11 protein-coding genes and 1 pseudogene are annotated in these 12,344 nt (G+C 36.5%); 6 read left to right on the plus strand and 6 right to left on the minus strand.

What is annotated here, in order from left to right; genetic code table 11:
* Positions 1-75 precede the first annotated feature (75 nt).
* On the minus strand, positions 76-891 hold the full coding sequence (thiD, locus tag IGJ87_RS07745; protein ID WP_002323558.1) for a bifunctional hydroxymethylpyrimidine kinase/phosphomethylpyrimidine kinase: 816 nt from the start codon (positions 889-891) through the stop codon (positions 76-78).
* A 293-nt stretch (positions 892-1,184) separates the two neighbouring features.
* Between thiD and IGJ87_RS07750 the strand changes: the two genes are divergently transcribed.
* On the plus strand, positions 1,185-1,460 hold the full coding sequence (locus IGJ87_RS07750; RefSeq protein ID WP_002289474.1) for a hypothetical protein: 276 nt from the start codon (positions 1,185-1,187) through the stop codon (positions 1,458-1,460).
* Positions 1,461-1,886: 426 nt separating this feature from the next.
* Complete coding sequence (locus IGJ87_RS07755) at positions 1,887-2,342, plus strand: Spx/MgsR family RNA polymerase-binding regulatory protein (protein ID WP_002289471.1); 456 nt, start codon at positions 1,887-1,889, stop codon at positions 2,340-2,342.
* A 79-nt stretch (positions 2,343-2,421) separates the two neighbouring features.
* On the opposite strand, the pseudogene IGJ87_RS07760 reads toward IGJ87_RS07755, so the two are convergent.
* The 4 genes and pseudogenes from IGJ87_RS07760 to IGJ87_RS07775 all read right to left on the minus strand — a co-directional run bounded on the left by IGJ87_RS07760 (position 2,422) and on the right by IGJ87_RS07775 (position 5,565).
* Positions 2,422-3,172 (minus strand): annotated as a pseudogene (locus IGJ87_RS07760) (permease prefix domain 1-containing protein).
* Positions 3,173-3,499 (minus strand): PadR family transcriptional regulator, encoded by a 327-nt coding sequence (locus tag IGJ87_RS07765; RefSeq protein ID WP_002323561.1) that lies wholly within the window; start codon positions 3,497-3,499, stop codon positions 3,173-3,175.
* A gap of 147 nt (positions 3,500-3,646) precedes the next feature.
* Positions 3,647-4,087 (minus strand): universal stress protein, encoded by a 441-nt coding sequence (locus tag IGJ87_RS07770; RefSeq protein WP_002289467.1) that lies wholly within the window; start codon positions 4,085-4,087, stop codon positions 3,647-3,649.
* Between the two features lie 80 nt (positions 4,088-4,167).
* On the minus strand, positions 4,168-5,565 hold the full coding sequence (locus tag IGJ87_RS07775; RefSeq protein ID WP_002323562.1) for a glycoside hydrolase family 1 protein: 1,398 nt from the start codon (positions 5,563-5,565) through the stop codon (positions 4,168-4,170).
* A 152-nt stretch (positions 5,566-5,717) separates the two neighbouring features.
* On the opposite strand from IGJ87_RS07775, the gene celB reads away from it, so the two are divergent.
* The 4 genes from celB to IGJ87_RS07795 all read left to right on the plus strand — a co-directional run bounded on the left by celB (position 5,718) and on the right by IGJ87_RS07795 (position 9,839).
* Positions 5,718-6,989 carry a PTS cellobiose transporter subunit IIC gene (gene celB, locus IGJ87_RS07780; RefSeq protein ID WP_002294365.1) on the plus strand — a complete coding sequence of 424 codons (1,272 nt, stop codon included), beginning with the start codon at positions 5,718-5,720 and terminating at the stop codon, positions 6,987-6,989.
* Positions 6,990-7,115: 126 nt separating this feature from the next.
* On the plus strand, positions 7,116-7,835 hold the full coding sequence (locus tag IGJ87_RS07785) for a GntR family transcriptional regulator (protein WP_002294363.1): 720 nt from the start codon (positions 7,116-7,118) through the stop codon (positions 7,833-7,835).
* Between the two features lie 377 nt (positions 7,836-8,212).
* Entirely contained in the window at positions 8,213-9,187 is a 975-nt protein-coding gene (locus IGJ87_RS07790; RefSeq protein ID WP_430609095.1) for a ring-cleaving dioxygenase, read from the plus strand.
* 52 nt (positions 9,188-9,239) lie between these two features.
* A complete protein-coding gene (locus IGJ87_RS07795) occupies positions 9,240-9,839 on the plus strand; it encodes an alpha/beta hydrolase (RefSeq protein WP_002323563.1) in 600 nt (199 codons plus the stop codon).
* A 383-nt stretch (positions 9,840-10,222) separates the two neighbouring features.
* On the opposite strand, the gene IGJ87_RS07800 is transcribed toward IGJ87_RS07795, so the two are convergent.
* Entirely contained in the window at positions 10,223-12,313 is a 2,091-nt protein-coding gene (locus IGJ87_RS07800; protein WP_317726802.1) for a type I restriction endonuclease subunit R, EcoR124 family, read from the minus strand.
* Between the last annotated feature and the right edge of the window lie 31 nt (positions 12,314-12,344).

The raw sequence follows: 12,344 nt of genomic DNA on the forward strand, positions 1-12,344 counted from the left end.
CAAACATGAGAAGCTGTTTTTTGAACTTGTTCCTTGTGACTCGGAGCTGGACGGCAGGCTCACGACCTCTTTCTTTTACTCTAATTCACCAGCTGCCCAATGATTGATGGGGCCATATTTGTGCCCTACATTTATTTCTTCACGAATTGCACGGTTTACATAGTCTTTTGCCAATCGGATCGCTTGTTCAACTGTTTTTCCTTTCGCTAACTCAGCTGCAATACATGCAGATAGCGAATCGCCAGTTCCGTTGATCCGGTCGGTAGGATAAAATGGTGCATTTAACCAAAATGATTTTCCTGATTCGAGCAATACGTAGTCATTGACTGTTTCTTGCTGCGCATTTTTAGCATGATGTCCTTTGATCATAACGTTTTTTGCACCCATATCTTGCAGTTCTTTTGCTGCTTGCACAAAATCTTCTTCAGCTGCTAATGTCCGTCCAGTCAGCTTTTCTGCTTCATAAAAATTAGGTGTCAGTACTTCGGCCAAAGGGACAAGCTTTTCTTTCAAGCTTTGCAAAGCAGATTCTTCTAGTAAAAGATTTCCATGTTTCGTTACGATTACGGGATCCACGACTAATGGTCCAAAATCATATTTTTGGTAATTTTTTACAACTGTCTCAATCAACTTTGAATCTGCTAGCATACCTGTTTTAGCTGCACGTATTTGAAAGTCCTTCGCAATCAGTTCAAATTCTTTGTCGATAAAATCTGTTGGCAATGTCACACTTGCTCCGATTCCGTAAGAATTACCTGCAACACATGCGGTCATGACAGAAACACCGTAAACATTTCTTGTAAAGAATGTATGCATATCTGCTTGCATCCCTGCGCTTCCATCGCTATCTGATCCTGCGATCGTCATTGCTTGTACATACTGATCTTCCATCAAATCGATTCCTCCATTTTTATAAAAAGATTTTTCATAATGCTGTTACTGTTTCTATCATATGTTTTTCAAAGTATCCCTCAGTAAATATACCACTACCTTTTCTTGGTAATCAAATTTATTTGAAAAAACATTTGCAATAAATCAGAAAATAGTGGTCGTTTATTTGTATTCGCTATTCTAATAATAAATAACCACTATTTGATTTATATATATTTCAGTATCCTTCTTGTTTTCATATAACCAAAGGCGCTATGATTTCCATATGAAAAAAATAAAGTCAGGTGAAAAAAATGAAACTTGAGGATAAAAAAGTCATTTTGAAGAAAATCAAACGACTACCAGACCAAATAGATGGCTATACGATCTGTTCTTTCAAAAAAGACAGGAGTATAAAAGCTTATACGCAAAACACAGAAAAAGGAATAATCTATTTCCTACATGAAGAAGGTTACGATACCCAAACCTTTATGTTTACTGAAAAAAAAGAATTTCATAAACAGATGAAAAAACTGATTGAAAAAGAATTTCCAAGAAGTCATAAACTCTATGTGAATCAGCAATTTTAACTTCTAACTGTTCTTTATTAATTAAAAATGTTCTGTAATAAAATAAAACTTTATAACAACTATAACAAAACCGAATACAAAACAGAAGTTCTATAAGTTATAATCATAGTTGTTAGGTGATTCATCTAGTAAAAACACCAGATTTCAAATTTCACACAATTTAAACTAGATCAATCATCAACCTTCTTCAAATTGTTAGAACCCTTTCCCGAGGAGCTGCAGCATAAGCAAAAAAACAAACAGGAAGCCAAATGGCTAAGACATTTTTTCTATTAGTCTAGTTGTTTCTCGTCGCAAGTTTAAGACTTTAGAAAGTTATTTCTAATGATGTTTGGGTTGTTTTGATCAATGCTTATGCACAGCTCCTTACCTATTATTTATCTCAACAGATCTAACAAATTAATGGACTATTTAAGGAGTTTTTTTATGCTTACGATCTATTCTTCTCGCACACATAGTTACCATCTGATGGCAAACTGGCTGAAAGACCATCAAATGCCTTACAGAGAACGAATTTTCACACCTAAACAGCCTTTAACAAGGAAAGAGATATTTTATTTATTGTCATTAACAGAAAACGGATTTGACGATCTATTAGCTAAACGCTCGATTGATTATAAAAATTTGAAAGATCAAATCGACCAATGTACGACCTCAGAGCTTGTCGATCTGATCGTCTCGCATTTTACTTTGTTACAACGTCCCATCATTACTGACGGAAAGAAATTATTAGTCGGATTCAATGAAGATAGTATGCGTCTTTTTATCCCTGTACAATGGCGCAGAAGTCAACTGAAATCTGTCTATAACGATTTTACATGGGTAAGCAATCTAGAAAATTCTACGGATTTAGATGATGAATTTTTAAATTATTATATATAAAAAAGACTGTGACAAAAGCGTGTCACAGTCTTTTTTTCTACGCCGGATAAATAGAATATTTTTACAAATCTGAATACATTCACCAGTAATAAGCACTTTGAGTGAATTGACGATAAGAATGACGGACCAGACTGCCATAAATGATCAAGAAGACTCCCGTTCCTACCGTAACAAAAAATATAGAGGCACCGATACTACCATCCATATACCACATTAAAGAAGCCAAAAGTGGGAAAAGTGAAAAAATACATAATCCAATTCCTGCAATCAGTGAGAAGCCAAAACTTCGCTGATACTCTTCTTCTTTTTCTTTTGCTTCTGCTAATACTTTTTCAGGTATTTTCCGATGGTGCAAAAAGTGATTTAAACGTGTGATTTTCATACCAGAAGCAATAAAAAAACCGACAGCTAATGCTATACCGAAAATCAGACAAGAAATACCCATGAACACATATCCTGCTGAACAAAAGAAAAGAAAACTTGCAAAAGATAAGCTAATGAATAGAACACCTGATGCCACTTGGAGACTTGCCGCTCTGTATTCTTTCCAGTAGTTTTCTGCTTCGCTTAAATAAATAGAAGCTGTGTTTGTTTCCGTCTCGTCAGCTTGATGTTTTTTTTCGACATCTAGTTCTTCTAATAATTCATCGATTGAACCAAATGTCGAAATTACTGTACCGATGGCCTCCTGTTCATTTTTTCCTTCTCCCATCAATTCATGATAATGGTCTTCCATATTTGCCAACAAATCAGTTTTCAGCTTATCTATCTCGGTACTTTGAGGTACTCCGATAAAAAAGACTGTCTAAATAATTACGGATTGTATCCATTTAATTTCCCTCCAAAAATTGATCGACTACGTCTTTCGTCGTCAGCCACTCTTGCTTTTTTTCTTCTAAAAGATTACGCCCTATTTCAGTGATTTTATAATATGTCCGCTTTTTTCCATGAGTCACTTCTCCAGGATACGAAACAATCAGTTGATTCTTTTCTAAACGGGCAAAAACGGAGTAAAGTGTTGTCTCTTTGATCACATAGGAATCATTTGTCATCTCACGAATCGTTTTAGAAATTTCATATCCATAAGAATCGTTTTTGTTAAGGATCGATAAAATAATCGCATCATTGTATCCGCGTATTCCATCACTTGAAATCATTTTCTTTCCTCCATATTACTCCATCTGTCGTTGTAATTAGAATAGCATGATTACTTCATCAGGTAAAGTAATTTTTTACAAAAAAATAAAAGGAACAGAAAGCAAAAGAAGCGTTATGCTTTTTTGCTTTCTGTTTCCTTAATTTATTTATTTTACAACCATGACGTTACATGATGCGTGGTTGACTACATAGGAAGTAGTGGAACCTACTAGTGCACGTTCTACCGCATTCAGACCTGTCGCCCCCATGACAATCAGATCGATTGGTTCTTTCGATTCATGGAAATTAGCAATCAGTGTCTTTGGATAACCGTAAAGAACATATGTCTCGATATCTGTCAGGCCTTTTTCAATTGCCAAGTTTCGATGTTCTTTCATCTGGTTTTCCGCAACCTCATCCAATTCTTCCTGAAGGCTTGTTGTAACAAATGCAAAATCACCAAAGTAATTTCCTGTTACTTCATTGACATACAGGATGTGCAACGTTGCCTGATTTCGTTTGGCAATCGTGATTGCCTCAAGAAATGCTTTTTCTGCCTTTTCAGAACCATCAATTGCTACTAAAATATTACGATAAGTATCTACCATTGTAAACGCCTCCTTCACTGTTAGTGTAGCACGATTACAGTGTTAGAACAAACATTTTGTGAACGTTTTATCAAAAAATATCAGGCATCAAATCCGTTTTTTTCAGAGACCGTTTTAAACCAGCGACCTGATTTTTTGATCGTCCGTTTACCGTCTTGTGCCAAATCAACAGCGATAAAGCCATAGCGATTCTTATAAGCATTTGTCCAAGACCAGTTGTCCATACATGTCCACATGTGGTAACCCACACAATTGGTTCCTTCTTGGATTGCTTGATGGACGTATTTCAAATGATCCGTAACGAACTCAATCCGGTAATCATCTTCAATAGTTCCTTCGCTGTTAACAAATCGTTCTTCTCCTTCGACCCCCATCCCATTTTCAGAAATATAGCATTTGATATTACCATAGTTTTCTCTTGTATTCGTTAAAATATCATAGATTCCTTTTTCGTAAATTTCCCATCCACGATATGGATTCATTTTTTTATTGGGCATGTCGTAATTATCAAAATAATCATCTGGCATGGGGCTATGTTCGTGATTGATTGGAGTTTCTTTTGCTTTGATTCGACGAGGCTGATAGTAATTGATTCCTAGCAGGTCAATCGTGTTTTCACGGATGAGTTCTAGGTCTCCTTCATGGATCTCTGGCATTATAGCCAATTCTTTGACAATTTCGATCAACTCTTGTGGAAACTCTCCTTTCACTGCAGGGTCAAGGAATGATCGGTTGAAGAATGCGTCAGCGATCTTCGCCGCTTTTACATCTTCTGGGTTCGTTTCATCTCTCGGATAGCTTGGTGTCAGATTCAAGATGATTCCGATCTCACCATCATGTCCGCCTTCATGGTAGGCTTTGATTGCCTTTGCGCTTGCTAGATTCTCATGATAGCCTACTTGGACCGCTTCTTTCATATTGATATGATTTGGATAGTGGAATTGATACAAGTAGCCTCCTTCTACAGGTACGATTGGTTCATTATGAGTAAACCATTTTTTGACCAGATCTCCAAACAGTTCAAAGCACGCTGCTGCATAAGAAACATAAGCGTCGACCGTTTCTCTTGATAACCACCCGCCTTTTTCTTGCAGTGGTAGTGGCATATCGAAATGGTAAAGGTTCACAAAAGGTTCAATACCATTATCCAGCAATTCAGTAAAATAATCTCGATAAAAAGAAACAGCTTTTTGATTGATTTCACCTGTCCCTTCTGGAATCAAACGACTCCATTGGATAGATGTACGAAATGTGTTATGGCCAGTTTCTTTCATTAACTGAACATCTTCTTTGTATTTTGTGTAAACTTGCGAAGTTTTTTCAGGTCCTACTTGATCGAAGAATTTTTCGGGCTCTAATTCATACCAATGATCCCAAATATTTTCTCCTTTACCATCATCACTTACTCTTCCTTCTGTTTGCGGTCCGCTAGCAGCAGAACCCCACCAAAAATTTTCTGGGAATGTGTAGGTTTTCATTTTTTTACTTCCTCTCTTTTTTCTTGATACCGTAATCATAACGAACCCTAAAAAATAAATCAATACTTTTTATGAAAATGACTAGACATTTAAAATTTTTGGCGTTATACTTTGTATGTAATCGATTGCAAATAAATTTGAGGTGAATAAAAATGAACGGTTTTATGGACAAGCTTTCTGAGAAAATCATGCCCTTAGCTAATTTATTAGGGCAAAATCGTTACCTTACAGTGCTGCGGGATGCTTTCATGCTTTCCTTCCCTTTAACGATGTTCGGTTCGATCGTTGTCGTTATCAATAACTTGCCTTTTTTCAGTGACGCAACAAAGGGAACTTTATCGAACTTATTCGGTAATGGGCAAAATGCAACAATGAGCATCATGTCGGTTTTTGTTACTTTTGGTATCGGCTATTATTTATCAAAATCTTATGACGTTGAAGGTATTTTCGGTGGTGCCGTGTCTTTTGCCAGCTTCTTGATTCTTACGCCTTTTGCAATGAAAACCGCTGGCGGTGAAGATGTGACTGGTGTGCTTTCACTTGATCGTCTTGGCGCAAAAGGAATGTTCATTGGAATGATCGCTGCTTTCTTGGCTGGAGAAATCTACTGCAGAATCACGAAACGCGGCTGGCAGATCAAAATGCCTGATGGAGTTCCGCCTGCAGTAACAAAATCATTTGCCGCTTTGATCCCTGCTGTAGTGACACTAACTATTTTCTTAGTAATCAATGCTGTGATGACTGGTATTTTCAATGCTAACTTACATGACGTCGTTTATGAAGTGATCCAAAAACCATTAACTGGTTTGGGAAGTAGTTTACCTGCAACATTGATTGCTTTGTTCTTTGTCCAATTCTTATGGTTCTTCGGACTTCACGGACAAATCATCGTCAACTCTGTAATGGACCCGATTTGGAATACACTGATGCTTGATAACTTAGAAGCTTATCAACATGGAAAAGAATTACCACACATCATCACAAAACCATTCATGGAAACCTTCACTGTTGGTATTGGTGGTTCTGGAATGACTTTAGCTGTCGTTTTATTGATGGCCTTTGTTCTTAAAAAGAAACAGTATCGTGATGTTGGACGATTAGCTTTAGCACCTGGTATTTTCAATGTAAATGAACCAGCGATCTTCGGTCTACCGATCGTATTGAATGCAACAATCCTTATTCCTTGGGTTGTGGCACCTCTAATCGTAACGACGTTCAATTATTTGGTAATGGCTGCTGGACTTGTCCCTGCACCAACTGGCGTCTCTGTTCCATGGACTGTGCCAATCATTGCAAGCGGTGTCTTAGCAACAAATTCATGGCTTGGTGGTATGCTGCAAGTCATCGACTTTGTCATCGTTGCCTTTATCTGGTACCCATTCCTGAAAGTACTAGATAAACAACCAGATTTAGATATTGCTTAATAGATCATTAAGGGGTTGTGACAAAAACTTGTCATGACCTCTTTTTTCGAATAAACAATGTTCCAGATGCTACTTCGAGTTGTCGGAAGCATAATCTTTCGTTATACTCTAGAAGAGGTGAATAACGTGCCAAAATACGAAGAAATCGCAAATATTTTAAGAGAACGTATCCGTTCAAAAGAGTATCCTCCCGATAGTTTTTTGCCTAATCAAGTCGACTTGGTAAAAGAATTTGGTGCGAGCCGGATGACAATCAAAAAAGCCATCAATATCTTAGCAATGGAAGGACTTGTCTATTCGCAGCGAGGATCAGGAACGAAAATCTTGAATCATCCATTTATGCAAAAAGACACATCGCCCGCTAACGAGTATGAAGGTTTGAGTCTCCAAATGAAACGCAGACATCGTTCTTTGAAGAGTCAAATCATTCATTTTGATGTTGAATTCCCTAATCAATATATCCAAGAACGATTGATGATCGATGCCGAGCAACCTGTCTACAATATTCACCGGTTAAGGATCTTAGATGGCGAGCCATATGTTTTAGAGCATACCTTTATGCCAGTCCATCTTGTGCCGGGTTTAAAAAAAGAACATTTGTTAGCCTCTATCTATGATCATCTTCATCAAGAATTGAATGTCCATTTTGCAGGGGCTTATCGTGCTATTTCTGCAGATAAAAGTGATGAATATGATCAGCAATATTTGAACTGTGCAGAAAACGATCCTGTACTGGAAGTTCAGCAAGTCGTCTATCTCAAAGATGGACAGCCGATTGAATATTCTTCCAGCCGAAACCGATTTGATGTTCGGAACTATTCTGTGCTGGATGTGCGTTCAACTTAACCAAAGAGGTTGTGAAAAAGCCGTTTACCAAGAGATCGTGACAGTGGTAAGCAGTTTCAAGTAACAAGAAGAGATCGTGAAATCAACATTCTATCCTATCCTAAGCATTAGCTCAAAAATGAAAAAATAACTCAGCATAAAAAGACTTATGACCACCCGTAATGATTCTAAAGTTAGCTTTTTAAAGCTAGTTTTTTTGAAATCGATACAGCTAGTCGTAAGTCTTTTTATTTTATTGATCCGTCCCTCCTCTTTTCCATTCTTGATTCCTTCCTGATACTTTAGAAGACAAATTAATTGCAAAATAGAGATGCACCCTCTATACTATGTCTAAATCAATTACTTACTTTTTGTAAGTTAACAGGAGGAAATTTATCATGGATACACAAATCAGAGGAATTCACCACGTCACAGCAATGACATCTAGCGCTACAAAAATCTACCGCTTTTTTACAGATATTTTAGGAATGCGCTTAATCAAAAAAACAGTTAACCAAGATGACATCGAAACTTACCATCTTTACTTTACAGACGATACTGGTGCGCCAGGAACAGATATGACTTTCTTTGATTTTCCAAATCAGCCAAAAGGAAAAAAAGGAACAGATACGATCTCTCGTGCTTATTTCCGTGTGCCAAGTGACGCAGCATTAGACTTTTGGTTGGAACGTTTTGAAAAATATGACGTTACTCATTCAGCAATCAATGAACGTTTCGGCAAAAAATATATCGAATTTGAAGATTTCGATAATCAGTATTATCAATTGATCTCTGACGAAAACAATCAAGGTGTAGCAGCTGGCATTCCTTGGAAAAACAGCAATGTACCGACAGAGTTTGCGATCACAGGACTTGGACCTGTCTTTGTCCGTGTCAGTCAATTAGAGCATATCCGCTTGATTCTTGAAAAAATCTTAGGATTCAAAGAAACAGACCATTCAGGAGATTTCTACTTATTTGAAATCGGTGAAGGCGGAAATGGTGCAAGCATCATTATTGAACATCGGACAGACTTGCCAAAAGCAATCGAAGGATTTGGAAATATCCATCACTTAGCATTGCGTGTAGCAGACAAAGAAGCATTGGAATACTGGATTCAAGTAATCAATAAGATTGAATTGCCAAATTCTGGTTTCGTCGATCGTTTCTATTTCCAATCTGAGTACTTCCTAGCCGCTCATCACGTACTGTTTGAATTAGCAACTGATGGTCCTGGATTCCTTGAAGATGAACCAGCAGAATCCGCTGGAGAAAAACTATCTCTTCCTCCATTCTTAGAAGAACGTCGTGAAGCCATTGAAGCCTATGTCCGTCCTTTCGATACAAGTGATGCAAATAAAAAACGTGAATAATCTCTTCATGCTACTTCATTTGCATCTATAGAAACAGAAAAGAGGGAACAAAATGACCTACATTTTTGAAAAAGGAACAAGTGGCAAACATTTGATCTTACTTCATGGCACAGGTGGAGACGAACATTCTTTACTGGATATCGCTCACTTTCTTGCACCAAACAGTACGTTGCTTTCTTTTCGTGGCACGGTCCAAGAAGATGGGATGAATCGTTTTTTCAAGCGTAATGGATTGAATCAATTCGACCTGGACAGTTTGGAAAAAGAAACAGATAAACTCCATGAAAAAATCAAAGAAATCAGCGAAACAGAACAGATACCGTTAAGTGATTGGCTGCTTGTCGGCTATTCAAATGGCGCAAATATCGCTGCCCATCTATTATTGGAGCGTGAGACCGAGCTAAATAAAGGGTTGTTTTTCCATCCAATGTCTCTAGGTGTTCATCAAAGCCATTCCACATTAGAGGATAAAACCGTCTGGCTTTCTTATGGTGATAACGATCCAATCGTTTCCCCTGCTTCCTTTAAAGAATTGGCCGATCAATTCGAAACACGCCAAGCAAATGTGACCATCCAGCTAACTGTAACAGGTCATCAGTTGACGATGGACGAAATCGAGCAAGCGAGGGATTGGGTCGCAAAGATGAATTAGTTTCTTCAATTTTAAAATAAAAAGCTAGTCATCGTAAACAAGTCTTACTTATTACGATGACTAGCTTTTTATTAATGTGTCTAAACAAACAATCTATCTTTTTTGCTAGTTCGAACTTACATCTTGTCGAACCAATTATAGATTCAGCAAAATTAGATATTTAACAATAAATTAAATTGTAGGTTAAAGGGTTTGATAGATATTTCCTGATTTTTGTAAATAAATATAACCTTCGAAATCTTCTGAAATGTTTCTTTTAACTCTTTTATCATTTATTTTACGAGAAGCAAAATCAACTAGATTATTTAAACAGCGAATAAGTCCTGACATCCACATGTATTAACGTTCTAATAAAGAACATACCACAAAACGATATAGTTTCCTTATCTTCTTTGCAATGGCAATATTTGGTTTTTCATTACATTCTCAAAATCATTACGTACCGTTTTCCAATATTTCAATTTAGAAAGTGGTTTTTCAGTGGATGCTTTGTATCCCTCATAATCAGCTGATTGTTTCAACTCACTTTCACCACTTTGTTTTTCTTTTTTTACATTATAATTTGCGACGACATACGCTAATTCTTCTTCTTCAACATGCCATTTATCAGAAAAATCTTTGATTGCCGCATATTGTTTTGCTTGAATCATCTCTTCTAGTAAATGAGAAACATTTTTATCTCGATAATTTTCAGGATCAATTAAAATATCTTTCCATAAGCTACGCATTAACCGTGCAATTTGCGGATTAGTTTTCTCTAAATCATTTAAATAACGATCGATTTCTTCTGTTGCTTTTTTATCTTCTTTCGCAAATAATTCGTATTCTGTATTACCACTCGGTACAAAAGCTTGAATCAACATTAGTATATATTCATAATTGATTTCTTCTGTTTTAATTGATTCTAATTCATATTCGATATCAATTTCTACTTCTGGATCGTTTCCATCATCTATTTCAGCTTTAAGAAGTTCCAATGCATTTACATAATTCCCATGATATATCTCTACTTCATCAATAGAAATTGGAAATTCTGTGCCCATTTGAGTTGAATCGAATTCCGAATATACTTGTATCGCAGTAAAGGTTTTGTCAAATTTTTGAAAAGCTTTAACAAATTTTTTCAAATCTGCCTTGTTTAGATTGTCTATTTGAGCATTGACTGGATCACTCATTATTTCGATTAATTGCTCACTTGCCTCTACAAAACGTTCTTTAGCTTCTAGCCAAGTAGGCGCAAGCACTTCATCTTCTCCCCCATTTGAATAAAGAATCAACGCTTCTTTCACTTTTTGTTCAAATATTTTTGGCGTCTGGAAAGTTACGATTTGTCCATATTTCTTGCTTTTGTCAAATAATCTATTCGTTCGAGAGAATTCTTGAATCAATTCATGTAGTTGCATAGGTGCCCTGTCAATGAACAACGTAGATAAACAAGGCGCATCGAAACCTGTAAGTAATCGATCAACTACGATAACCAAATCTAATTGTTCTGATCTAGCTAAATACTTCTCTTTCTTTCTAGCTAAGCGATCATTTATATTTCGATTATAAGCTCTCATTGTTTCGAGGGTAAAATTGGTCCCAAATTCTTGATTATAATCTTTGATAGATTCTTTCATTTTTTCCTGATTTGAAATAGATGCTTCTTCATTTTCAGAAATAGAATAAGTGATTGCCACTTTAGGAAAATCTGGCAAGACTCTCTTCGTTGCTTCATCAATTTTTACCGATGACTCCTCTTTTTTCACTGCTTTAATGAGATCATAATAACGTTGGGCTTGAGCAATCGAACTCGTTGTCAATATAGCGTTATAGGTTTGTCCGACACCTTTCGCAAATCCTAATTTTTTACGAGATTTATTGATAATCGAATGAATGACCTCCAACATATGGTTATCATTCTCATATACTTTTTTAGGAAGACGAGCTTCTTTTTCTGCTACTTCTAGAGTATCCGGGTCTAATTCACCGGAATTATCTAACGCAATGATTGTCTTGTCTAATTCTTCTTCAGAAAACGTCGATTTATATTCTACTTGAAAGCCTAGTACAGCATTATCGTGAATAGCTTCTTTTACTGTATATTCATGTAGGCATTCTCCATACTGTTGTTTGGTTGTCCTTGGTAGATTACCGATTTCTTTTCGAGCATTCTCTACAAAAATAGGTGTTCCTGTAAATCCATACCATAATGATTGGACAAAAAATTCTTCGATTTCTTTTTTCTTCGCCGGGCTAACTGCTCTGTGACATTCATCGACAACAAAAGCTACGCGCAGTTGCGTTAATTGTGTAAAGCGTTTAGTCCCTTCTTTATCAGAAAAACGGCGCATCACATGATTCATTTTTTGAATGGTCGTGACAATCACCGTTCGGTCATCCGATAATAATTTTTTGATCAAATCCTTGACGTTATCTGTTTCATCGATGTCAATTAGAGAGTATAAAATATTTTGTGTAAATGAAAAAATCCATACAAAAAAGGAAGTCCCTTCTGTAGAA

Source organism: Enterococcus sp. DIV1411a (assembly GCF_050531945.1).
GTDB lineage: Bacteria > Bacillota > Bacilli > Lactobacillales > Enterococcaceae > Enterococcus_B > Enterococcus_B faecium.

Bases quoted from the DNA above. Each gene is read 5' to 3' on its own strand.
- IGJ87_RS07750 (WP_002289474.1), top strand. From the start codon at position 1,185: ATGAAACTTGAGGATAAAAAAGTCATTTTGAAGAAAATCAAACGACTA.
- celB (WP_002294365.1), top strand. From the start codon at position 5,718: ATGAACGGTTTTATGGACAAGCTTTCTGAGAAAATCATGCCCTTAGCT.
- IGJ87_RS07775 (WP_002323562.1), bottom strand. From the start codon at position 5,565: ATGAAAACCTACACATTCCCAGAAAATTTTTGGTGGGGTTCTGCTGCT.
- thiD (WP_002323558.1), bottom strand. From the start codon at position 891: ATGGAAGATCAGTATGTACAAGCAATGACGATCGCAGGATCAGATAGC.
- IGJ87_RS07755 (WP_002289471.1), top strand. From the start codon at position 1,887: ATGCTTACGATCTATTCTTCTCGCACACATAGTTACCATCTGATGGCA.
- IGJ87_RS07795 (WP_002323563.1), top strand. From the start codon at position 9,240: ATGACCTACATTTTTGAAAAAGGAACAAGTGGCAAACATTTGATCTTA.
- IGJ87_RS07790 (WP_430609095.1), top strand. From the start codon at position 8,213: ATGGATACACAAATCAGAGGAATTCACCACGTCACAGCAATGACATCT.
- IGJ87_RS07765 (WP_002323561.1), bottom strand. From the start codon at position 3,499: ATGATTTCAAGTGATGGAATACGCGGATACAATGATGCGATTATTTTA.
- IGJ87_RS07770 (WP_002289467.1), bottom strand. From the start codon at position 4,087: ATGGTAGATACTTATCGTAATATTTTAGTAGCAATTGATGGTTCTGAA.